This window comes from Paraburkholderia dilworthii (assembly GCF_000472525.1).
GTDB classification, from domain to species: Bacteria; Pseudomonadota; Gammaproteobacteria; order Burkholderiales; family Burkholderiaceae; genus Paraburkholderia; species Paraburkholderia dilworthii.
The window spans coordinates 70,119-92,850 of the sequence record NZ_AWZT01000008.1; the positions used below are offsets into that span (position 1 = coordinate 70,119).

At 62.3% G+C, this 22,732-nt stretch carries 18 protein-coding genes; 9 read left to right on the top strand and 9 right to left on the bottom strand.

Annotated elements, in window-relative coordinates; genetic code table 11:
• Positions 1-270 precede the first annotated feature (270 nt).
• The 3 genes from dcd to F759_RS0109965 all read left to right on the top strand — a co-directional run bounded on the left by dcd (position 271) and on the right by F759_RS0109965 (position 3,995).
• A complete protein-coding gene (gene dcd, locus F759_RS0109955; protein WP_006048517.1) occupies positions 271-840 on the top strand; it encodes a dCTP deaminase in 570 nt (189 codons plus the stop codon).
• Positions 841-927: 87 nt separating this feature from the next.
• Positions 928-3,213, top strand: coding sequence for an arginine/lysine/ornithine decarboxylase (locus tag F759_RS0109960; protein ID WP_027799721.1), 2,286 nt, complete (start codon positions 928-930; stop codon positions 3,211-3,213).
• A gap of 104 nt (positions 3,214-3,317) precedes the next feature.
• Positions 3,318-3,995, top strand: coding sequence for a lysozyme inhibitor LprI family protein (locus F759_RS0109965; protein WP_167334017.1), 678 nt, complete (start codon positions 3,318-3,320; stop codon positions 3,993-3,995).
• 36 nt (positions 3,996-4,031) lie between these two features.
• Here the strand turns inward: F759_RS0109965 and F759_RS0109970 are convergent, their stop codons facing one another.
• From F759_RS0109970 to zwf, 4 genes are all read right to left on the bottom strand, one after another.
• Positions 4,032-4,958: a bestrophin family protein gene (locus tag F759_RS0109970; RefSeq protein WP_027799723.1), complete on the bottom strand. Its 927-nt coding sequence runs from the start codon at positions 4,956-4,958 to the stop codon at positions 4,032-4,034.
• Between the two features lie 151 nt (positions 4,959-5,109).
• Entirely contained in the window at positions 5,110-7,026 is a 1,917-nt protein-coding gene (locus tag F759_RS0109975; RefSeq protein WP_027799724.1) for a bifunctional transcriptional regulator/glucokinase, read from the bottom strand.
• Complete coding sequence (gene pgl, locus F759_RS0109980) at positions 7,004-7,750, bottom strand: 6-phosphogluconolactonase (RefSeq protein ID WP_027799725.1); 747 nt, start codon at positions 7,748-7,750, stop codon at positions 7,004-7,006. Before pgl ends, F759_RS0109975 begins: the two co-directional genes overlap by 23 nt.
• A gap of 49 nt (positions 7,751-7,799) precedes the next feature.
• Complete coding sequence (gene zwf, locus F759_RS0109985) at positions 7,800-9,263, bottom strand: glucose-6-phosphate dehydrogenase (protein WP_027799726.1); 1,464 nt, start codon at positions 9,261-9,263, stop codon at positions 7,800-7,802.
• A gap of 541 nt (positions 9,264-9,804) precedes the next feature.
• Here zwf and F759_RS0109990 point away from each other — a divergent pair.
• From F759_RS0109990 to F759_RS0110005, 4 genes are all read left to right on the top strand, one after another.
• Complete coding sequence (locus tag F759_RS0109990) at positions 9,805-11,052, top strand: ABC transporter substrate-binding protein (RefSeq protein ID WP_027799727.1); 1,248 nt, start codon at positions 9,805-9,807, stop codon at positions 11,050-11,052.
• A gap of 272 nt (positions 11,053-11,324) precedes the next feature.
• Positions 11,325-12,263 (top strand): carbohydrate ABC transporter permease, encoded by a 939-nt coding sequence (locus F759_RS0109995; RefSeq protein ID WP_027799728.1) that lies wholly within the window; start codon positions 11,325-11,327, stop codon positions 12,261-12,263.
• Complete coding sequence (locus F759_RS0110000) at positions 12,253-13,110, top strand: carbohydrate ABC transporter permease (protein ID WP_027799729.1); 858 nt, start codon at positions 12,253-12,255, stop codon at positions 13,108-13,110. The genes F759_RS0109995 and F759_RS0110000 overlap by 11 nt, the downstream gene beginning before the upstream one ends.
• 109 nt (positions 13,111-13,219) lie before the next feature.
• Complete coding sequence (locus F759_RS0110005) at positions 13,220-14,335, top strand: ABC transporter ATP-binding protein (protein ID WP_027799730.1); 1,116 nt, start codon at positions 13,220-13,222, stop codon at positions 14,333-14,335.
• Between the two features lie 96 nt (positions 14,336-14,431).
• Here F759_RS0110005 and F759_RS0110010 read toward each other — a convergent pair whose 3' ends face one another.
• The 5 genes from F759_RS0110010 to trxB form a co-directional block, all read right to left on the bottom strand.
• A complete protein-coding gene (locus tag F759_RS0110010) occupies positions 14,432-15,349 on the bottom strand; it encodes a LysR family transcriptional regulator (protein WP_027799731.1) in 918 nt (305 codons plus the stop codon).
• Between the two features lie 90 nt (positions 15,350-15,439).
• Positions 15,440-16,099, bottom strand: coding sequence for a glutathione S-transferase family protein (locus F759_RS0110015; RefSeq protein WP_027799732.1), 660 nt, complete (start codon positions 16,097-16,099; stop codon positions 15,440-15,442).
• A 156-nt stretch (positions 16,100-16,255) separates the two neighbouring features.
• Positions 16,256-16,876 carry a trimeric intracellular cation channel family protein gene (locus F759_RS0110020; protein WP_027799733.1) on the bottom strand — a complete coding sequence of 207 codons (621 nt, stop codon included), beginning with the start codon at positions 16,874-16,876 and terminating at the stop codon, positions 16,256-16,258.
• A complete protein-coding gene (locus tag F759_RS0110025) occupies positions 16,876-17,646 on the bottom strand; it encodes a Smr/MutS family protein (protein ID WP_036024032.1) in 771 nt (256 codons plus the stop codon). The genes F759_RS0110020 and F759_RS0110025 overlap by 1 nt, the downstream gene beginning before the upstream one ends.
• 201 nt (positions 17,647-17,847) lie before the next feature.
• On the bottom strand, positions 17,848-18,849 hold the full coding sequence (trxB, locus tag F759_RS0110030; RefSeq protein WP_027799735.1) for a thioredoxin-disulfide reductase: 1,002 nt from the start codon (positions 18,847-18,849) through the stop codon (positions 17,848-17,850).
• A gap of 360 nt (positions 18,850-19,209) precedes the next feature.
• Here trxB and F759_RS0110035 point away from each other — a divergent pair, with 360 nt between their 5' ends.
• Complete coding sequence (locus tag F759_RS0110035; RefSeq protein WP_027799736.1) at positions 19,210-21,522, top strand: DNA translocase FtsK; 2,313 nt, start codon at positions 19,210-19,212, stop codon at positions 21,520-21,522.
• A 383-nt stretch (positions 21,523-21,905) separates the two neighbouring features.
• Positions 21,906-22,637: an outer membrane lipoprotein chaperone LolA gene (lolA, locus tag F759_RS0110040; RefSeq protein ID WP_027799737.1), complete on the top strand. Its 732-nt coding sequence runs from the start codon at positions 21,906-21,908 to the stop codon at positions 22,635-22,637.
• Positions 22,638-22,732: the final 95 nt, after the last annotated feature.

The following is a 22,732-nucleotide window of genomic DNA, read 5'->3' on the forward strand; positions in this document are numbered from 1 at the left end:
GCGATTGCAGGGCCGTTGCGACGCGTTGCCACGCGTCGCCCTCCGCGGCCGGTATGTGCGGCAGCATTCTCGTGATCGCGTAAAATAAGCGCCTTTCGCCGCGGTGCCCGGGCGGCCGCCTTTATCTGGCGCTCCGCTGAGGTAACCCGAGGTTGAGCGAGCCATTCAGGCCGATCCGGCGTCAGCGGGAAATCGAGCCGCAACGTGCCCGGCACACACCGGGTTGTTATCCGTCACACACCTGTTATTCACGTCGAGCAGCGTTCACCTATGACCATCAAATCCGATAAGTGGATCCGGCGCATGGCCGAGTCGCACAAAATGATCGAGCCGTTCGTGCCCGATCAGGTTCGCGTCTCAGAAGACGGCCGGAAGATTGTCAGCTACGGCACATCGAGCTACGGCTACGACATTCGCTGCGCCGACGAATTCAAGATCTTCACCAACATCAACTCGACCATCGTCGATCCAAAGAATTTCGACGAGAAATCGTTCGTGGATTTCAAGGGCGACGTCTGCATCATCCCGCCGAATTCGTTCGCGCTCGCCCGCACCGTCGAGTATTTCCGCATTCCCCGCTCGGTGCTCACCGTGTGTCTCGGCAAGTCCACTTATGCGCGCTGCGGCATCATCGTGAACGTCACGCCGTTCGAGCCGGAATGGGAAGGCCATGTCACGCTCGAATTCTCGAATACGACACCTTTGCCTGCGAAAATCTACGCGAACGAAGGCGTCGCCCAGGTGCTGTTTTTCGAAAGCGACGAGATTTGTGAAACGTCGTACGCGGATCGCGGCGGCAAATATCAAGGTCAGCACGGCGTCACGTTGCCGAAGACGTGACGTCGGCAGCGCATTGACCCACCAGATACACAGGGTGACCGCTGCAATCTATCCAGTGCAGCGGTCGTTCTTTTTGGAGAATCGCCCATGAAGTTCCGTTTTCCCGTCGTCATCATCGACGAAGATTTCCGCTCCGAGAACATCTCGGGTTCCGGCATCCGGGCTTTGGCCGAAGCAATCGAGAAAGAAGGCGCGGAAGTGCTCGGGTTGACGAGCTACGGCGATCTGACTTCGTTCGCGCAGCAGTCGAGCCGCGCGTCGTGCTTCATCCTGTCGATCGACGACGACGAGCTGCTGCCCTACGTCGAGAACGTGGTTGTCGAAGGCGAGACGCCGGAACTCGCGGCCGCCATCGTCGCGCTGCGCGCGTTCGTGACCGAAGTGCGTCGCCGCAATGCGGACATTCCGATTTTCCTGTACGGCGAAACGCGCACGTCGCGCCACCTGCCGAACGACATCCTGCGTGAACTGCACGGCTTCATCCACATGTTCGAGGACACGCCGGAGTTCGTCGCGCGCCACATCATCCGTGAGACGAAGGTTTATCTGGATTCCCTCGCGCCGCCGTTTTTCAAGGAGCTGGTGCAGTACGCCGAAGAAGGTTCCTACTCGTGGCACTGTCCGGGCCATTCGGGCGGCGTTGCGTTCCTGAAGAGCCCGCTCGGCCAGATGTTCCATCAGTTCTTCGGCGAGAACATGCTGCGCGCGGACGTCTGCAATGCCGTCGACGAACTCGGGCAACTGCTCGACCACACGGGTCCGGTCGCAGCTTCCGAGCGCAACGCGGCGCGCATTTTCAGCGCGGACCATGTGTTCTTCGTGACCAACGGCACGTCGACGTCGAACAAGATCGTTTGGCACGGCACGGTAGCGCCAGGCGACATCGTGCTGGTGGACCGCAACTGCCACAAGTCGATCCTGCACGCGATCACGATGACGGGCGCGATTCCCGTGTTTCTCACGCCGACACGCAACAACTTCGGCATCATCGGTCCGATTCCGCGTTCGGAGTTCGAGCCGGAAAACATCCGCAGGAAAATCGAGGCGAATCCGTTCGCGCGCGAAGCACTCGCGAAGAACCCGGATCTGAAGCCGCGCATTCTGACGATCACGCAAAGCACGTACGACGGCGTGATCTACAACGTCGAGATGATCAAGGAGATGTTGGGCGAATGGCTCGACACACTGCACTTCGACGAAGCCTGGTTGCCGCACGCCGAATTCCACGAGTTCTATCAGGACATGCATGCGATCGGCGCAGGCCGTCCGCGCATCGGCGCGATGGTGTTCGCGACGCACTCCACGCATAAGCTGCTGGCCGGCATTTCGCAGGCCTCGCAAATCGTCGTGCAGGATTCGAAGAACAGCCGCTTCGACAAGCACCGTTTCAACGAAGCGTATCTGATGCATACGTCGACGAGCCCGCAATACGCGATCATCGCGTCGTGCGACGTGGCCGCGGCGATGATGGAAGCGCCAGGCGGCACAGCGCTCGTTGAAGAGTCGATTGCCGAAGCGCTGGATTTCCGCCGCGCGATGACCAAGGTCGATACCGAATATGGCGACGACTGGTTCTTCAAGGTCTGGGGTCCGGACCAGTTCGCGGAAGAAGGCATTGGCTCGCGCGAAGACTGGATGCTGCGCCCGAACGATTCGTGGCACGGTTTCGGCCCGCTCGCCGAAGGCTTCAACATGCTCGATCCGATCAAGGCGACCATCGTCACGCCGGGTCTGGACATGGACGGCGGGTTCGGCGAAACCGGCATTCCAGCCGCGATCGTGACCAAGTATCTGGCCGAGCACGGCATCATCGTCGAGAAGACCGGGCTGTACTCGTTCTTCATCATGTTCACGATCGGCATTACGAAGGGCCGCTGGAACTCGATGGTGACCGAGCTCCAGCAGTTCAAGGACGATTACGACAACAACCAGCCGCTGTGGCGCGTGCTGCCGGATTTCGTCGCGCTGCATCCCACGTATGAGCGTGTCGGGCTGCGCGACCTGTGCCAACAGATTCACAGCGTCTACCGCGCGAACGACATTGCGCGTCTCACGACCGAGATGTACCTGTCGAGCATGGAACCGGCGATGAAGCCGTCCGACGCATTCGCGAAGCTCGCGCACCGCGAAATCGACCGCGTGCCTATCGACGAACTGGAAGGCCGCGTCACGTCGATTCTGTTGACGCCGTATCCGCCGGGCATCCCGCTGCTGATTCCGGGCGAGCGCTTTAACAAGACCATCGTCAACTATCTGCGATTCGCGCGTGAATTCAACGAGCGTTTCCCGGGTTTCCATACGGACATTCACGGGCTTGTCGGAGAAATGATCAACGGGCGCATCGAGTATTTCGTCGATTGCGTGCGCGTTTGACAATGCAGTTGACGATGTTCGTCGACGGCAACCGAGGCCGGCGGCGCTGGCTGCGCGCGCCGGCTTCGAGGTGCGCGGCACAGGGCGCACTTGCCGGCGCGCTGATGCGTACGTTGATGTGCGCGCTGCTGATTGGCCTGGCGCCGCTCGCCGCACGCGCTGAAGTCGCCGCAGCCGATCCGATCGACGCGGCAATGCGAACGTGCCTCGCACGCAGCGATATGTCGTCGACGGCGGGGCAGGTGCAGTGCATGGAAACCGCGCGCATCGGCTGGAAGACCGCGTTGGACAACGCGTGGCAGCAATTGCAGCCGGAGTTGTCGCCGGCAACGCGCAAGCAGTGGCAAAAGAGTCAGACGAGCTGGCAGGCTTCGCGCGATGCCGAAAAGCAGTTGCTAGCGGCGGTGTTCGCCACCACGCGCGGCACGATGTACGTTCTAGCCGAAGCCGATATGCAATTGCAGCCGGTGCGCGACCGCGCACTCGTGCTGCGTAGCGCGGCGGCCAACGCGAGTGCCGGCGGCGATCCCGTGCGCCGCCTCCGTGCTTGCCGCGCGGACGCGCGCTGCGAACACGCAATGTTCGACATGAACCGCTATTACCGCCGTCTGCGAACGAAAATGCCGGCGCACTCGCGTTCCACGCTAACGCGCGCACAAAAGGCGTGGACTGCCTATCTGAACGCGACGACGCGGGTCGTCGACGAGCGCGGCCGCATCGACATCATCGGCGCGCGTGTGGCCACGCTCAAACGTTTGTCGGAAACGGTCGGCAACCACTAGCGACGCGAACGGCACCCCGCTGCCTGATCGGGAGATTCAGGTCAGCGCATAGCTTTCGGCTTGCGGGTCGGGCAGTGCAAGCGCCGGTTCGCCGCGCAGATCGCGCAGCGCGTCTTCAATGATCAGGGACATGGTGTTCAGTGCGAGGTCGTTGTCGTCGGTGCCGAACGGCTCCTCGATTTGCGACGCGATCGCTTCGTGCGCCATGAACGTGTACGCGACGAACACCGCGAACACCGGCGTAAAGATGCCGATGCTGTCCACGAGTCCAAACGGCAGCGACGCGCAGAAGAAATACACCGTGCGGTGAATCATCACCGAGTAGGCAAACGGCAGCGGCGTCGATGCAATGCGCTCGCATCCGCCGATTACACCCGACAACCCATTCAGATTCCGGTCGAGCGCGAGTACAGCCATCGGATCGATTGCGCCTTTCTGTGCCTGGCGCTGTACCCATTCGCCAAGAACCAGCATCAACGTCGCGGGTTTGTAGCGCGACGCCATGACGCGTTCGAACAGTGCGGGCGGCAGGCGTGCGGCCAGGTCGTCGCGCGGATCGCTCTTGCGAAGCTGATGCCGCAGTGCGTGCGCCAACGCGCTCAACGCGGCGCAAAATTCGACCAGTTCTTCTTTTGGCAACGGATTCGCGCGCAGCGTCAGCGCCTGGCGAGTAAGCGAGCGCGCGTCGTTCAGCAGCTGACCCCAGAGCTTGCGCGCTTCCCACCAACGGTCGTAGCTCGCGTTATTGCGAAAGCCGAGAAACACGGCGAGCGCGATGCCAACCAGCGAGAACGGCGCAGTCGTGTTGAGGTTCAGCGAGATCGGCAGCAGATGATCGTGTGCTGCGACCGCAATCACCGAGATCATGAAAATCAGGGAAAGCCGCGGAAGCAACTGCGGAAGCACCGAGCCGCGCCAGGCGAGCAGCATGCGGAACCAGTGGAGATGCGGGCGGATGATCATCGGTGTGATGTGCCGTGAGCGATGGAGTTTCTATTATCGCTTGTTGTTCGAGCCGCACTGTTGGCGCTCAGTACTCGAACGGGCTATTACTTTTATCCGCATTGCACGAGATGAAGAAAGGCCACGCCGTAGCGTGGCCTTCGTGCACAGATCAGTCGCGAGCCGATGAAGCCGCGCCGTGACTGAGCCAGTCGAGCACGGCGGTCGCATCGTCGTCGGCGCCTTGACGTGCTTTTGCCACCGTTTCCGCGACGTCGGCGCTCGGCACCGCACGGCGAATTGCCACGCCGACCGCGAGTATGTCGATCATCACCAGATGCAGAATCCGCGAAATCATCGACAGTTGCGACTCGCGAATTTCGATGTGATCGGTTTCGAGCGCGACCGTTGCACGCTTGGCCAACGGCGTATTGCTCGACGTGATCGCGATCACCTTCGCGCCGGCCTGCATCGCGACGTCGAGCACGCGCAGCAGTTCGGGCGCGCGTCCCGACTTGGACACTGCAACGATCACATCGCCCTTGCCGAGCAACGCAGCCGAAGCCGCCTGCATGTACAGATCACCGTACGCGATAGTCGGGATACCGAAGCGGAAGAACTTGTAGTGCGCGTCCTGCGCGACGATATTCGAATTGCCGAGGCCGTAGAACTCGATGCGCCGCGCGCCGTTTAACAGGTCGATCGCGCGTTCGACCTGATCGAAGTTCAGATGCTCGCGCAATTGCAGAATGGCCGACACGGTGTTGTCCAGCACCTTCGCGCCGAAGTCCGTCGCCGTATCGCCGAGATGCACCTGGCTGTGGCTCACCGGAATCGTGCCGGTCAAACCGGTCGCGAGCTTCAGCTTGAAGTCCGATAAACCTTGGCAACCAAGCGAACGGCAGAAGCGGATCACGGTCGGCTGACTCACGTCGGCCTTACGCGCGATGTCCACGATCGGATCGTTGATGATCGAGCGCGGATGATTCAACGCGAGATCGGCGACGCGGCGTTCGGCCGGCGTAAGCGCGTCGCGCATCTGCCTGATCCGCTCGAACACCGCCGACGAGCTGCCGCCCGCGCGATTCGACAACTGTTCGGCGAGGATTGCGGACACGCCGAGAAAGGCCGGATATTCCGCGGTGATCACATACGTCGGCACGTTTTGCAAGTACGCCTCGAAGCGGCCCTTCGCCTCGAAGCGCTTGCGAAACGACGAGCGCGCGAAGAACTCGCCGAGCCGCGGCACCACGCCGCCGCCGATATAAATGCCGCCGAGCGCGCCGAGCGTCACCGCGATATTGCCCGCGAAGGTGCCGAGAATGCCGCAGAACACGTCGACGGATTCGGCCGCGAGCGGCTCGCCTTCCAGCGCGCGTTTGACGATTTCGCCGGTGTCGACGTTCGCCGCCACGCGCTTCTTGTCCCGGCCCGCGAGCGCACGATAAATCACTTCGATGCCGGGCCCCGCGGCCACGCGTTCGAACGATACATGCGACCACTTTTTGCGCGCGTATTGCAGCACGATGTCTTCGCGCTCATCGGCCGGCGCGAACGTGGCGTGGCCGCCTTCACTGCCGAGCGCGATCCAGCGGTCGTCGGCGGGAATCAGGCCCGACACGCCCATGCCGGTGCCCGGACCGAGCAGGCCGATCACGCTGTTCGGGCGGCGCGTGCCGCCGCCGACCTGCACGCGTTGCGCGTCCGTCAGGCCGGGCAAGGCCATAGCGAGCGCGGTGAAGTCGTTCACGACGAGCAGCGTGTCGAAGCCGAGCGCGCGGCGTGTGGCTTCGATCGAAAAGCTCCAGTCGTGATTCGTCATGCTGACCTGATCGCCATCGACCGGGTTCGCAATCGCAATCGCCGCGTGATTCACGCGGCCCATCTTCGTGTCCTTCAGATACTTCTTGATGACTTCGGCGACGCCGGGGTAATCCGCGCATGGGTAGACGTGCACCGAGCCGATCTCGCCCGGCCGGGTTTCCAGCGCAAAGCGCGCGTTCGTGCCGCCGATGTCGGCCAGCAGTCTCGGTCCATCGGCGTGCTGGCCCGCGCCCGGAACAGCCTTAGTTTGCACACCAGTAGACATCGAGTCTCACTCCCTTGTCGTTCGCCAACTGCGAGATGGCATTTTTCTGTAGCGAAGATGCGGCTGCGTTCAGCACGTCCATCTTGCGCGGTCCGGCGATCAGCAAAAACAGGTGCTTCACTTCTTTGAGCGCGGAGAGCGACCAACTCACGCGCGCATGCGGTGCGCTGCCGGGATGCACGACGACGAAGCGCTCAGTCGTGGTGATCGCGTGATCCCACTCGGGCGCGTCGGCGAAGATCGACGCGGTGTGGCCGTCTTCACCCATGCCGAGAATCGCGACGTCGGGCACGTTCGCAAAGCGCGGGTCGGCGTTGAGTGCGGCGACATGCGAGTGCAGGTCTTGCGTCGTGTCGGCGAGCGGCCAGAAGGTCGCGTTTTTCGCGGCGTTCTGCAGCAACGTGGCGTGCACGAGTTGCGAGTTGCTGGCGCTATCCGTCTCTGGCACCCAGCGGTCATCGACGAGCGTCACGGCAACGCGCGGCCAGTCGAAGCGTTGGGTGGACAGCATCTGAAGAAACGGACGCGGACTGCTGCCGCCGGACACGGCGAGCAGGGCCGGGTGCGTGCCGGCTGTGGACGTACCGGCTGTGGACGCGCCGGAAATGCCGGCATCCGACGTCGCCGTCTGTGCGGCCAGCGATGCATGTAGCGCGTCGCCAACGGCCTTCGCCAACGCGTCGGATTGGGCGCGTTGATCGTCGAAAGCATGAAGCTCGATCACTTCTCCTCCGTGCTGCTTTTTTGTTAGAGCTGCGTAAATCCGCTGCGAATCAGTTCTCTTCTTCGAGCCAGCAGGTGCCGTGCTGCGCAAGCATCGCGCTCGCGGCGGCAGGACCCCATGTGCCCGACGCATACGGCTTCGGCGGTTTGTTCGAAGCCTTCCATTCGTTCAGGATCGGTTCGACCCAACGCCACGCGGCTTCCTGTTCGTCGCGCCGCACAAAGAGCGCGAGACGGCCGTTGATCACGTCGAGCAGCAGGCGTTGGTACGCCTCCATCTGCCCTTCGCGGAAGAACTGGTCGAACGCGAGGTCGAGGTGAACGCTTGCGAGGTTCATGCCTTCGCCCGGCTGCTTCGCGAGACAGTAGAGGCGAATGGTTTCGTTCGGCTGCAAGCGGATCACCAGACGATTCGCGCCCGCGCGCAACGCCGAAACACCCAACGCCGAATGCGGCACCGCGCGGAAATTCACGACGATTTCCGCGACGCGGTCCGCAAGCCGCTTGCCGGTGCGCAGAAAAAACGGCACGCCGGCCCAACGCCAGTTCTCGATCTCGACCTTCAACGCGACGAAGGTTTCCGTCGTGCTGTTCTGCTTCACGCCAGGCTCTGTCGCGTAGGCCGGGACCGCGTTGCCGCGAATCACGCCCGAATGATACTGGCCCCGCACCGCAACCTTGCCGATGTCGAGCGGATTGATCGGCTTCAACGCACGCAGCACGCGCAGCTTTTCGTCGCGCACCGAGTCGGAGTCCATCGAATGCGGCGGCTCCATTGCGACGATTGAAAGCAGTTGCAGCAAATGGTTTTGCACCATGTCGCGCAGTGCGCCGGTATTGTCGTAGAAATCGCCGCGCGCTTCGACACCGAGTTCCTCGGCAATCGTGATCTGAATGCTTTCCACCCACTCGCGGCGCCACAGCGGCTCGAACAGTGCATTGCCGAAGCGCAGCGCCAGCAGGTTCTGCACGGGCTCTTTGCCGAGGTAGTGGTCGATCCGGTAGATCTGTTCTTCAGCGAAGATTTCGCCGACCGCGTCGTTAATCGCATTCGACGACTTCAGGTCGTAGCCGAGCGGCTTTTCGAGCACGATGCGCGCGTTTTCGTTGAGCCCCACCGACGCGAGCGCGCGGCAGATGGGCACGAACAGCGACGGACCGGTAGCCAGATAGAACACGCGGATGCCGGGCAGGTCTTTCACCGCGTCGCGCAGCAGTGTGAAGTCTTCGGGATTACCCAGGTCGATCTTCACGAACTCGATGCGTTCGAGAAAGCTCGCCCATGCCGTTTCGTCGACACCGTTCTTCGACACATGCGGTTTGACGTGCTCATTGACCCACTGAAGATACTCGCCGCGATCGGCCGCGTGGCGCGCCACCGCGACGATCTTGCCGCTGTCGGCCAGCATGCCGCCCGCACGGTGTGCTTCAAACAGTGCGGGGAGAATCTTGCGCATCGACAGATCGCCGGTTCCGCCGAAGAGAACGAAGGTGAAGCTTGAATCGGTTTGCATGAGTCTCCGTCGATGTCCTGGGGCCGCCGGAATGCCGCGAAAAGGGCGACCGTAGTCCGATAAAATATTTTTTGACACTGAATTGTAGTTTAACTACAATCCAAATCAAGAGGTAGCGCTAATTCGATGAAAAAAGCGTGCGCTGTCAGGTAAGTTGCGCGTTTTCGCGAATCGGCAGGCGTCCCCTGCATGTTAACGGACATTGCGTGCCGGCATAGGCCAGCCTGTCCCGGCAGCCGTTACGGAAAGCCGGGGCAGTGCAGCGCCGGCAAGCAGATTGCCTCTGTTGACGTGCAAGGCACCTCGAGTCTGCCGCGCGACGCGGGCGGGCAAAAATCAAAAGAGGAGACAGTCAGTTGCATCCCGAACCACTCATCTCTTGAGCTTCCAGCGGCCGGACATCGGTCCGCCGGCACATGCCTCGCGCATGCGCCCGACCGTGCTCGATCGCCCAGTGTTTTGCCTGTTTGAACCAACCACAGCACCCTGGCGACATCAGGGCCCATTTGTTTTTTGTTCAGGTGTCTGGAGGAGATAAGCAATGAAATTTCGCGCGATCATGGGCGCTTTGTGCGCCGCAGGTCTGATGTGTGGCGTCTCGGCCGTGCAGGCTGCCGAGTCGATCGAAGTGTTGCACTGGTGGACCTCGGGCGGCGAATCGAAAGCCGTCGGTGTCCTCAAGGACGACATGACGAAGCAGGGTTACACGTGGAAAGACTTTGCGGTTGCAGGTGGCGCGGGCGCGGCTGCCATGACGGCACTCAAGACGCAGGTGATCTCGGGCAACGCCCCGAGCGCCGCGCAGATCAAGGGCCCGCTGATTCAGGACTGGGCTTCGCAAGGCGTGCTCGTGCCGATCGACTCGGTCGCGGGTGACTGGAAGAAGAATCTGCCGCCGGAAATCGACAAGATCATGCACGCGGACGGTCACTACGTCGCGGCGCCGTTCTCGGTGCATCGCGTGAACTGGCTTTACATCAACAAGGCTGCGCTCGATAAGGCAGGCGGCAAGGCGCCGACCACATGGCCGGAATTCTTTGCGGTGGCCGACAAGATGAAGGCCGCGGGCATCCAGCCGATCGCGATGGGTGGCCAGCCGTGGCAAGACCTGACGCTGTGGGAAGACGTCGTGCTGTCGCAAGGCGCGGACTTCTACAAGAAGGCGCTGGTCGACCTCGACGAAAAGACGCTGACGTCGGACAAGATGGTTGGCGTGTTCGACACCGTCCGCAAGATTCAGGGCTACTTCGACGCGGGCCGCACGGGCCGTGACTGGAACCTCGCCACGGCGATGGTCATCAACGGCAAGGCCGGCATGCAGTTCATGGGCGACTGGGCGAAGGGCGAATTCGCCAACGCCGGCAAGAAGTCGGGCTCGGACTACATCTGCGCCGCGGTGCCGGGCACGGAGAAGGCCTACACGTTCAACGTCGACTCGTTCGTGTTCTTCCAGCAGAAAGGCCAGAAGGCGGCAACGCCGGGTCAACTGGCGCTCGCGAAAACCATCATGTCGCCGGATTTCCAGGAACAGTTCAGCCTGAACAAGGGCTCGATTCCGGTTCGTCTGGGCGTGTCGATGGCCAAGTTCGACGACTGCGCGAAGAAGTCGTACGCGGATGAACAGGTCGCGATCAAGTCGGGCGGCTATGTGCCGTCGCTCGCACACGGCATGGCGCAACCGGATGCAGCAGCCGGCGCGATCTCCGACGTGGTCACGAAGTTCATGAACTCGCAGCAGGATTCGAAGAGCGCGGTTGCAGCGCTCGCGAAGGCAGCGAAGACCAAGTAAGTGAAGTGATAAAGCGGCGCGCCCGGCGGTTGGGCGCGCCGCTTTGCGCCGCTGATGGCCTTCCGTTGAGCCGGATTGTGTTGCACCGTGCGATGTGGGCTTTCCGCTCCGCGGCGCCCGATGTAGATTCAGGCGCAGGCGGCTTCACCCTGGTTTCATAGAGTCACACCTATGCCGTTGCGGCTTCGCGTTTGTCACGTTCTCACGTTGCCGGTTTATCGTGTGCGTCGACGTGAGCGGCCGGGCGGTACAGTTTCAGCAGGAGTCGAGTAGTGACTGCTTCTATCAGCGGAAACGGGAAAACGGCTAGCGCCGCCCGCCGCGTGTCGCCTATGGCGGCCCTTGCCGATCGCTGGATTCCGAAGCTGGTGCTCGCACCCAGCGTCGTGATCAGCCTGGTCTTCGTGTATGGCTTCATTGCCATCACCGGCTATCTGTCGATGTCCAATTCGCGACTGATGCCGCGTTATGATTTTGTCGGCCTCGACCGTTATCGCGAACTGTTCGATAACGACGTGTTCTGGACGTCGGCGGCCAACCTCGGCTGGTTCGGCATCCCGTTCATCGGTATCTGTATCGGTCTCGGTCTGTTCCTCGCGATCCTGCTCGATCAGCAGATCCGCAATGAAGGCGCGCTGCGCGCGGTGTTTCTCTACCCGATGGCGCTGTCGTTCATCGTGACCGGCACGGCGTGGCAATGGATCATGACGCCGAGCATCGGCCTCGAAAAAGTCTTTCACGACTGGGGCTGGACGAGCTTCTCGTTCAGTTGGCTCGGCGACCCCGACAAGGCGATTTTCTGCGTCGTGATCGCGGCGGTGTGGCAATCCACCGGCTTCGTGATGGCGCTCTTCCTCGCGGGCCTGCGCGGTGTCGACGGTGAAATCTTCAAGGCCGCGCAGATGGACGGCGCGAACCTGCCCACCATCTATCGCAAGATCGTGATTCCGAGCATGCGTCCGGTGTTTTTCTCGGTGCTGCTGATTCTTTGCCATATCACGATCAAGACCTTCGACCTGGTTGTCGCGTTGACGGCGGGCGGTCCAGGTACGTCGTCGTCGCTGCCGGCTATTTTCATGTATACGTTTTCGTTCAATCGCGGGCAGCTCGGCGTCGGCGCCGCATCGTCGATCATGATGCTCGCAACCGTAGTGGCCGTGCTCGTGCCGCTCATGTATCTGGAATCGAGGAGCACCCGCAATGCAGCCTAAAATGACGATCAGCCGCGCCGTCATTTACGCGGCGTTGATACTGTTTGCCCTGTACTTCCTGTTTCCGCTGTACGTGATGCTGTCGACGTCGTTCAAGGACATCGACCAGTTGCGCACCGGCAACCTGCTCACGCCGCCTTCGCACTGGACCGTCGATCCCTGGATCAAGGCATGGAGCGGCGCGTGTACCGGCGTGCGTTGCGACGGCATGCAGCCGTTCTTCATGAACTCGGTGCGGATGGTGATTCCGGCCGTGCTGATTTCGTCGATCATCGGCGCGTTCAACGGTTATGTGCTCACGCACTGGCGTTTCCGTGGCGCCGATCCGATCTTCACGATGCTGCTGGTCGGCTGTTTCATTCCGTTCCAGGCGATCCTGCTGCCGATGGCGCGTTTCGAAGGCATGCTCGGCCTGTCGAACACAACGACCGGTCTGGTGGTCGTGCACGTGATTTACGGTATCGCGTTCACCACGATGTTCTTCCGCAACTTCTACGTCAGCATTCCGGCTGAACTCGTGAAGGCCGCGCGTATCGACGGCGCTGGTTTCTTCACGATCTTCACGAAGATTCTGCTGCCTGTGTCGCTGCCGATTTTCATGGTCTGCCTGATCTGGCAATTCACGCAGATCTGGAATGACTTCCTGTTCGGGATTGTGTTCTCCGGCGTCGATTCGATGCCGATCACGGTGGCGCTGAACAACCTCGTGAACACCTCGACCGGCGTGAAGGAATACAACGTGGACATGGCCGGCGCGATCATCGCCGCGTTGCCGACCTTGCTGGTCTACATCATCGCCGGACGCTATTTCGTGCGCGGCCTGACGGCGGGCGCGGTGAAGGGCTGAACCACGCTAACCATCCGAGCGCGGCGGCGCTACGTGACGAACACGTGAAGCGCCGCTGATACCCGACAAGACGTTTTCAAGCAGTACCAGAGACAAGAGGATTCACAGCATGGCAAGCCTTTCCATCCGTGACGTGTACAAGACTTACCCGAACGGGGTGCCGGTTCTGAAGGGTGTCAACATCGACATCGAAGACGGCCAGTTCCTGATTCTGGTCGGCGGCTCGGGCTGCGGTAAGTCGACGCTGCTCAACATGATTGCCGGTCTCGAAACCGTGACCAAGGGCGAGATCCAGATTGACGGCAAGACGGTGAACAATCTGTCGCCGAAGGATCGCGACATCGCAATGGTGTTCCAGTCGTACGCGCTGTATCCGTCGATGACGGTGCGCGAGAACATCTCCTTCGGCCTGAATATCCGCAAGGTGCCGAAGCAGGAGCAAGCGCAGATCGTCGACCGCGTGTCGAACACGCTGCAAATTACTCACCTGCTGGACCGCAAGCCGGGCCAGTTGTCCGGTGGCCAGCGTCAGCGCGTGGCAATGGGGCGTGCTCTCGCGCGCGACCCAGTGATGTTCCTGTTCGACGAGCCGCTGTCGAACCTCGACGCCAAGCTGCGTATCGAAATGCGTTCGGAAATCAAGCTGCTGCATCAGCGCCTCGGTACGACGATCGTCTACGTGACGCACGATCAGATCGAAGCGATGACGCTCGGCGACCGCATTGCGGTGATGAAGGACGGCATCGTGCAGCAGTTCGGCGCGCCGCAGGACATTTACGATTCGCCGTCGAACCTGTTCGTGGCCGGCTTTATCGGTGCGCCGCCGATGAACTTCATTCAGGGCAAGCTCGTCGAGCAGGGCGCGGGCGTCGGCATCGAACTTGATACGGGCGTTGCTCGCACGGTGCTGAACCTGCCGTTCGATTCGGCGAAGGTCAAGTCGCACGTCGGCCGCGAAGTGATTCTCGGCTTGCGGCCGGAACGCATCACCGATTCGCGCGGCGCGCATGGCGACCACGCCAAGCTGCAACAGATCGAAGTGAAGGTCGACGTGATCGAGCCGACCGGTCCGGACACGCTCGTCTTCGCGCAGGTCAACGGCAAGCGCGTGGTGAGCCGCGTGCACCCGGCTTCCAATCCGCAGCCGTTGACGAACACGACGCTGCTGTTCGATACGTCGAAGGCGGTGTTGTTCGATCCGTCGAATGAAGAGCGGATTGCCTGAGCGGATTGCCTGCGCGCGAATCCGGGCGCAGCATCTCGTCTGAATGACAAAAGCCCCTTGCGTCTCACCACGCAAGGGGCTTTTCGCTGCATGGCGTCAAGCCTCCGGAATGCGCAGATCCGGATTGTTGCGCACGAGTTCCGTTACCCATTCGGTGAATGCGCGCAGCCGCGAACTCAGATTGCGGCGATGCGCGTAAAGGATCGACAGCGGTGTGCTGGGGCTCGTGTAGTTCGTGAGGATTTCCTTGAGCACACCGCGCTCGATCAGATGCGCGACCATGAAGCGCGACGGCTGTATGATGCCGTGGCCGAGCGCGCCCGCACGAATGTAGACCGAGCCGTCGTTCACCGCGAGCACGCTTTTCATCGCGACCTTCGTGATCTCGCCGTTCACTTCGTATTCGAACGGAAAAGTCCTGCCGGTGCGCGCCGACACATAATTGACAGCGCGATGCTCGCTCAACTGTTCCAGCGTGGTCGGCGTGCCGTGTTTCTCGAGGTACGCGGGCGACGCGCATGTGACGATCCGCGCCTGGCCGATGCGCCGCGCGACGAGGCTCGACTCTTCCGGCGTGCCCATGCGGATTACGCAATCCACCGCGTCCTGGATCAGATCGATGTTGCGGTCGGCGAGACCGAGACGCACGTCGATTTCGGGGTAGCGCTGGTAGAAGTCGTCGAGTGCGGGCAAAAGCAGCGCACGGGCGAGCGTGCCGGACGTATCCACGCGGATCGTGCCCACCGGATTTTCGCGCTTGTTCGACAGCGACGACTCCGCGTCGGCGACTTCGGCGAGAATGCGCACGCAGCGGTCGTAGAAGAGCGCGCCGTCTTCCGTAACGCTGACCTGGCGCGTCGAGCGATTCAACAGCCGCACGCCGACGTGTTCTTCGAGCGCCTGAATCGTCCGGCTGACTTTGGCGCGCGGCAGGTCGAGCGATTCGGATACTTTGGTGAAGCTGTTCGCCTCGACCACACGCGTAAATATCTCCATCGCTTCAAAACGGTCCATGTTTGGCCTTGTGAGTGATTGGCGGAAATAGGTTCGACGTGAAGTGTATAGGCTGAACTTGATGTTGTCCGCAAGGGGGCGGTGGGGCGCTCAGTCCCGCTCAGGCGCGCCCAGCGGGAACAGCGGACGATACGGCCGCGCTTCGTCGACCGCGCGTGCGAACGACGGACGCGCCAACAGCCGCTCGCGATAGGCGCGCACATGCGCAAACGACGGATCGATTGCGTGCGTCCAGTCGGCGTAAAAGAGGAACGGCGCGGCGCCGCAATCGGCGAGGCTGAATGTGTCGCCTGCGGCCCATTGGCGCCCGGCCATCACGTTGTCGAGCCATGCATAGGCGGTGTCGAGCATCGCGCGAGCTTCCGAGACGCCGCGCGCGTCGCGTTCCGCTTGTGGGCGCAAGCTGTCTCCGACGATTCTTTGCTGCGGCGTCGAAATATAGTTGTCGAAGAAGCGATCCATGCTGCGCACCTCGAGCGCCGCGCGGGCGTCGGCCGGTAGAAGCGGCACCGGCCCCGGATGATACAAGCCAAGATATTCGACGATGATGCTCGCCTCCGTCACCGTTCGGCTGCCGTCGACCAGAACCGGAAAGCGTTTGATCGGCCACAGCGCGGCGAACTCGGCCATGATTCGCGGATCATCGTGCGCGAGCAGGCGGAACTCGAACGGCGTGCCGTTCTCGTAGAGCGCGATGAGGGCCTTTTGACAGTAAGAGGAGAAGGGGTGGGCGTATAGCTTCGGGCTCATCGTGGTCACCTTGGAGAGGGCGGGTTCGCTGCGGACCCAGCGAAGAATTGTGGGCCGCGTTTACATCACGACGAACGAATGCGATGCAAATCGACAGGCCTTCCGCAAGCAAGGTCGACTACGGCTACGGCTACGGCTACGGCATATCCAAGGCCGCTAATGCGGCAGACGCACATCAAGCCTGAACGTTGCAAGCCGCGACAGCAGAATAAAGGCGGTCGCGATCAGCACGCTATACACCGTGTCGAAGTTCACATAGTCCAGCAACGCATACAGCCAGCAGCCGACGAATGCGCATGTCGCGTAAGGCCGCGAGTCGCGCAGAATCAACGGCACTTCGTTGCACAGCACGTCGCGGATCACGCCGCCGAATACGCCCGTCGCCACGCCCATCATCACGGACGTGAACCACGGCATCTGCGCGTCGTGCGCGATCGAGGTTCCCGCGATGCTGAAAAGGCCGAGGCCGATTGCGTCGGCCACCAGCAGCACGCGCTCGGACAGCAGGCGCGAGGTCATCTTGAGCAAGGTGGGCGCGAACAGGGACATCACGAAGATCGCGATCAGGTATTCCTGATGCTCGACCCAGTAGAACGGGCGGCGTTCCAGCAGCACGTCGCGCAGCGTGCCGCCGCCGAAGGCCGTGGCGATCGCGACGAGAAAGGTGCCCACTGCATCGAGCCGGCGCGTCTTCGCCTCGATGAAACCGGAAATGGCGTACGCAAAAATTGCCAGCGCTTCCATGAAGGTGAGCGCGAGCGTGAGCCTCGGATGGATCACTGCGGCTCCGTGAAAGGCCTGGCGTGAGCCGGCGTGGCGCCCGGCTGCAGCAGCACTACCACCGCGCCGGCGCCGCCGTCATGCGGGCGCGCCTGGCAAAACGCGATCACCTCGTTCTTCTGCACGAGCCACGCGCGCACCTTGCCCTTGAGCACCGGTTCCTTGCCGATCGAGCCCAACCCCTTGCCGTGAATCACGCGCAGACAGCGCAAGCCGCGCTTTACCGATTCGCGGATGAACTCGGCCAGCGCCTCGCGCGCTTCCTCGCGCCGCATGCCATGCAGGTCGATCTGCGCCTGCACGATCCAGTCGCCGCGCCGGAGTTTTCGCACGACTTCCTGACTGACGCCGGGCCGGCAGTAGGAGAGCGTTTCGTCGGTGTCGAGCAGCACCTCGGGATCGAACTCGTCGGAAATCGCTTCGTGCAGCACGGCTTCTTCGTCGAGCCGCGTTTGCACCGGCAGCGGCGGTGGAGGATTGCGCGGCAACGACGCGCGTGGCGGCACCGCGAGCGGCGCGACTTCGCCGATCTCGCGCCGAAACAGATCGGCGTCCATGGCAGCTTCGCGCTGTGCGGCCGCCGCGGCCGCGCGTTCGCGCTCGCGCCGTTGTGCGTCGACCTTCAACGCATCGCGCAGCGCGCCGAGGCCCGCCAGGCCCGCCGCCGGCTCGATTGCCGGCTTGGCGACGGGCGTAGCGGGTTCCGGCGCGGGTCGCGCAGCGGCGCGGGCGCGCTTGGGCTCGTTCGGATGAGGCAGATTCTTCATAGCGGCAATACACGCGGAAAATGAGTCGGGCACACGGCGGCACACGGCGGCACACGGCGGCACACGGCGTCTCGCGCGGCCGGATAAAAGGCTGAATGCAAAAAGGCCGCCGGCTTGTGAGCCGCGGCCTTTCATCGAGCGAGCGGCCGGGCAAGGCCCAGCCGCTATTTTACCGTTGCGTTCGCGAACGAGCGCTGCCGATCAACGCTCGGCTTCCTGGCTCATCGCATGCTCGCCGGCCATCTCGTTGATGGTTTCCAGATAGCGCTGCGCGTCGAGTGCGGCCATACAGCCCGTGCCTGCGCTCGTGATTGCCTGACGGTACACGTGGTCCTGCACGTCGCCGGCGGCGAACACGCCCGGCACGCTGGTGGCGGTCGCAAAGCCGTTCAGGCCACCCTTCGTGATGATGTAGCCGTTCTTCATTTCCACCTGGCCTTCGAAGATGTCCGTGTTCGGCTTGTGGCCGATCGCGACGAACAGGCCCTGCAGCGCGATGTCGGTCTTCTCGCCGGTTTGCGTGTGCTTGATGCGCACACCGGTCACGCCGGACTGGTCGCCGGTCACTTCATCGAGCGTATGGTTCCACTTGATCTCGACGACGCCTTCTGTTTCTTTCGCGAGCAGGCGATCGATCAGGATGGGCTCGGCGCGGAACTTGTCGCGGCGATGAATCACGGTAACCTTCTTCGCGATACCCGACAGGTAGAGCGCTTCCTCAACGGCGGTATTGCCGCCGCCGACCACGGCCACGTGCTGCTGCTTGTAGAAGAAGCCGTCGCAGGTGGCGCAGGCCGACACGCCCTTGCCCATGAACGCTTCTTCGGACGGCAGGCCGAGGTATTGCGCCGATGCGCCCGTCGAGATGATCAGCGAGTCGCACGTGTACTCGCCCGAATCGCCGATCAGACGGATCGGCTTTTCGTTCAGTTTGGCCGTGTGGATATGGTCGAAGATGATTTCGGTGTTGAAGCGCTCAGCGTGCTCCAGAAAGCGTGCCATCAGTTCCGGGCCCTGCACGCCGTTGGCGTCGGCGGGCCAGTTTTCGACGTCGGTCGTGGTCATCAGCTGGCCGCCTTGCGCGAGGCCCGTGACGAGCACCGGCGCGAGGTTGGCGCGCGCCGCATAAACGGCGGCCGTGTAGCCGGCGGGACCGGAACCGAGAATCAGAACCTTGGCGTGTTTCGTGGAAGTTGCTGGCATGATCGAATCCTTTTACGGCGCGCTGCCCGCCCATGCGAGGCTGCGCGACTTGGGCTGAAACTGTAGATGGGTATCAGTCGGGCATTATAAAGGGCGGGGCGGCGGCCTGCTCCATGAAGCTTTCCGATCGCGGCGATAGCCCTTGGCGCACGCCGTCGTTCCCGATTTTGGCCAATGTCCGTGGTGAGCGAGTGTCGTCAATCGGCCAGGTTACCGTCATTTACAGCCTCACGCGGGGCACTGCGTTTACAATAGGCCGGATCGAAGTTTCGGGTCGCCGGTGCAGCGCCCGCAGCCGCGCCGGCCGACGCACGGCCCGCGGCTCGGCGCACCGGATCGGCCACACAAGCAACAGGATCAATGGCAAAAGCTCCTTATTCCGCGAGCGCGCAGGCATTGCCGCACCGCATGTCGCGCCTCTTCACCGAAATCCGTTGGATTCTGCAGGTCGCGCTCGGCGTTTTCCTGCTGATGGCGCTCGTCAGCTACAGCCGGCGCGATCCGAGTTGGACGCACGCCGCGCAGGTCGACCACATTGCAAACTGGGCCGGCCGCGTGGGCGCGTGGACGTCGGACATTCTGCTACTGCTGTTTGGCCTGTCCGCGTACTGGTGGATCGTGCTGCTCGGTCGCCATATCTCCGCGAACTACAAGCGCATCACCCGTCACGAAGAATTGCAGGAAGACGCGCCGCGCGACGTCAGCTGGCTTGCGGACGCCTTTGCATTCATGCTCGTGCTGCTCGCCTGCGACGGCATCGAAGCGTTGCGCATGTGGTCGCTCAAGGTGCAGTTGCCGCGCGCGCCGGGCGGCGTGATCGGGGAGGCGGTCGCGCGCGGCGTGTCGCATGCGCTTGGTTTCACGGGCGGCACGCTGGCGCTGCTGATCGTGCTCGGCATTGGCTTGTCGCTGTATTTCCGCTTTTCGTGGCTGTCGGTGTCGGAGAAGGTCGGCGAGTCGATCATTTCGGCAGTGACCTTCGCGAAGCTGCGCCGCGAAGCCGGGCGCGATCGCAAACTGGGCGAAGCCGCCGCGGTGAAGCGCGAAGGCAAGGTCGAAAAGGGCCGCGTGCGGATCGAGGAACACGAGCCCGTCGTGATCGTGCCGCCGGTTGTTACGCCGGCCAAGTCGGAGCGCGTCGAAAAAGAACGGCAAGTGCCGCTCTTTACCGATCTGCCGGGCGATTCCACGTTGCCGCCTATCTCGCTGCTCGATCCGGCGCCCGCCGCGCAGGAAACCATCTCGGCCGATACGCTCGAATTCACCTCGCGTCTGATCGAGAAAAAGCTCAAGGATTTCGGCGTCGAAGTGAGCGTGGTCGCCGCGTATCCAGGGCCGGTCGTCACGCGCTACGAGATCGAGCCGGCCACCGGCGTGAAGGGCAGCCAGATCGTGAATCTGGCGAAAGACCTCGCGCGTTCGCTGTCGCTCGTGTCGATCCGCGTTGTCGAAACGATTCCGGGCAAGAATTTCATGGCGCTCGAATTGCCGAATCAGCGCCGTCAGACCGTGAGCCTCTCTGAGATTCTCGGCTCGGCGGTGTATGCGGATGCCGCGTCGCCGCTCACTATGGGGCTCGGCAAGGATATCGGCGGCAAGCCGGTATGCGCGGACCTCGCGAAAATGCCTCACCTGCTGGTCGCGGGCACGACCGGTTCGGGCAAGTCGGTCGGCATCAACGCGATGATTCTGTCGCTGCTCTATAAGGCGAGCGCGGATCAGGTCCGCATGATCCTGATCGATCCGAAGATGCTCGAAATGAGCGTGTACGAAGGCATTCCGCATCTGCTGTGTCCGGTCGTGACGGATATGCGTCAGGCCGGTCACGCGCTCAATTGGGCGGTCGCCGAAATGGAGCGCCGCTACAAGCTGATGAGCAAGCTCGGCGTGCGTAATCTCGCCGGCTACAACAACAAGATCGACGAAGCGGCCAAGCGCGAAGAAAAGCTGCCGAACCCGTTCAGCCTCACGCCCGACGAGCCGGAACCGCTCACGCGCCTACCCAACATCGTGATCGTGATCGACGAACTTGCGGACCTGATGATGGTGGTCGGCAAGAAGGTCGAGGAACTGATCGCGCGGATCGCGCAGAAGGCGCGCGCGGCGGGCATCCACCTGATTCTCGCCACGCAGCGTCCGTCGGTCGACGTGATCACCGGGCTCATCAAGGCCAACGTGCCGACGCGGATGGCGTTCCAGGTGTCGTCCAAAATCGACTCGCGCACGATTCTCGACCAGCAGGGCGCGGAATCGCTGCTCGGCATGGGCGACATGCTCTACCTGCCGCCGGGCAGCGGCTTGCCGGTGCGCGTGCACGGCGCGTTCGTGTCGGACGAGGAAGTGCATCGCGTTGTCGACAAGCTGAAGGAGCAGGGGGAGCCGAACTATATCGAGGGCATCCTGGAAGGCGGCGTGACGGGCGAGGGCGACGAAGGCTCGGCGGGCGCTGGAGGCGGATCGGGCGATGGCGAGTCGGACCCGCTCTACGATCAGGCGGTGGACGTGGTGTTGAAAAACAAGCGCGCGTCGATCTCGCTGGTGCAACGGCATTTGCGCATCGGCTACAACCGCGCGGCGCGTCTGCTCGAACAAATGGAAAATTCCGGTGTGGTCTCGGCGATGTCGTCGAACGGCAATCGCGAGATTCTGGCGCCGGCGCGCGAGGCGGAGTAGCCGTTATGGCGTGAGGCAAGTGGCCAGTGTTTCTGTGCCGCTTGCCTCGCTGACTTCCGGGGTTGACCTTTAGTGCTTGCTTGCAACGGTGGCTTCTGCGGCCTGATCTACCGTCTGCTTTGAAGGCTCGCTTCGAAGGTCCGCTTCGAAGGTCCGTCGCGGCTGGTTCTAAGGCTGGTTCTAAGGCCCGTTTAAGACAGCCTGCCTAAGCTCTGCGATAAGCGTAGCAATGCAGGCCGCAAAGATCCAGGCCTCACGCGTTGGCCGGGAGCCTCGCGCAGCAGCCTCGCACTGTGTTCACCGCCACCGGCAAACACGCTTATGTCGATGCGCCGCCAACATCGCGGTCGCTCAACGAATTCAAATCAAGGGAGAAAAACCATATGCAGCTATTCGTGCAGCAGCATGCTCAATACAGTAGCGTGGGCCGATTCGCCCGGGCAATCGCGCGTAGCGTCGGCACGGTGGCGATCGGCGCGTCGATGCTCGTCGCTTCGCAGGCTTTTGCGAGCGGCACCGAGCAACTAAAGGCGTTCGTCGCGCAAGTTCATTCGGCTCGCGGCACTTTCGTGCAGCAGGAAGTGCGTGCGCCCAGCAAGGCGCAAGCGGCAAGCGGCGCAAGCGGCGTGCTGTCCACCACGGGCGGCGGCAAGAACGGCACGTCGAGCGGAACCTTCACGTTCGCGCGTCCCGGCAAGTTCATCTGGCAATACGAAAAACCCTACGCGCAATTGTTGCAGGCAGACGGCGACAAGCTCTACGTGTACGACAAGGATCTGAACCAAGTGACGGTGCGAAGCCTCGGCGGCGCGCTTGGCGCGAGCCCGGCGGCGATCCTGTTCGGCAGCAACGACCTGGACAAGAACTTCACGTTGCGCGATGCGGGTGTGAAGGCCGGCATCGACTGGCTCGAACTCACGCCGAAAGCGAAAGACACGCAGTTCCAGCGCGTGGGCATCGGCTTCAAGGACGGCAATCTGCAAGCAATGGAACTGCACGACGTGTTCGGCAACGTGACGTTGTTGACGTTCTCGAACATCCAGAAAAATCCGCCGCTGCCCGCCGACGCGTTCAAGTTCACCGTGCCGAAAGGCGCTGACGTGATTAACGGCTAGTCCGCTGCCGTGGGTTAATGTTGGCAAGAAGCCGCGCTGGACGCGCGGCTTTTTTTATCGCCGTTACAGTGCAGACGCAGCGCCGAGAGGAGCGC

Bases quoted from the DNA above. Each gene is read 5' to 3' on its own strand.
- dcd (WP_006048517.1), top strand. From the start codon at position 271: ATGACCATCAAATCCGATAAGTGGATCCGGCGCATGGCCGAGTCGCAC.
- F759_RS0109960 (WP_027799721.1), top strand. From the start codon at position 928: ATGAAGTTCCGTTTTCCCGTCGTCATCATCGACGAAGATTTCCGCTCC.
- F759_RS0109965 (WP_167334017.1), top strand. From the start codon at position 3,318: ATGCGTACGTTGATGTGCGCGCTGCTGATTGGCCTGGCGCCGCTCGCC.
- F759_RS0109970 (WP_027799723.1), bottom strand. From the start codon at position 4,958: ATGATCATCCGCCCGCATCTCCACTGGTTCCGCATGCTGCTCGCCTGG.
- F759_RS0109975 (WP_027799724.1), bottom strand. From the start codon at position 7,026: ATGTCTACTGGTGTGCAAACTAAGGCTGTTCCGGGCGCGGGCCAGCAC.
- zwf (WP_027799726.1), bottom strand. From the start codon at position 9,263: ATGCAAACCGATTCAAGCTTCACCTTCGTTCTCTTCGGCGGAACCGGC.
- F759_RS0109990 (WP_027799727.1), top strand. From the start codon at position 9,805: ATGAAATTTCGCGCGATCATGGGCGCTTTGTGCGCCGCAGGTCTGATG.
- F759_RS0110000 (WP_027799729.1), top strand. From the start codon at position 12,253: ATGCAGCCTAAAATGACGATCAGCCGCGCCGTCATTTACGCGGCGTTG.
- F759_RS0110005 (WP_027799730.1), top strand. From the start codon at position 13,220: ATGGCAAGCCTTTCCATCCGTGACGTGTACAAGACTTACCCGAACGGG.
- F759_RS0110010 (WP_027799731.1), bottom strand. From the start codon at position 15,349: ATGGACCGTTTTGAAGCGATGGAGATATTTACGCGTGTGGTCGAGGCG.
- F759_RS0110015 (WP_027799732.1), bottom strand. From the start codon at position 16,099: ATGAGCCCGAAGCTATACGCCCACCCCTTCTCCTCTTACTGTCAAAAG.
- F759_RS0110025 (WP_036024032.1), bottom strand. From the start codon at position 17,646: ATGAAGAATCTGCCTCATCCGAACGAGCCCAAGCGCGCCCGCGCCGCT.
- trxB (WP_027799735.1), bottom strand. From the start codon at position 18,849: ATGCCAGCAACTTCCACGAAACACGCCAAGGTTCTGATTCTCGGTTCC.
- F759_RS0110035 (WP_027799736.1), top strand. From the start codon at position 19,210: ATGGCAAAAGCTCCTTATTCCGCGAGCGCGCAGGCATTGCCGCACCGC.
- lolA (WP_027799737.1), top strand. From the start codon at position 21,906: ATGCAGCTATTCGTGCAGCAGCATGCTCAATACAGTAGCGTGGGCCGA.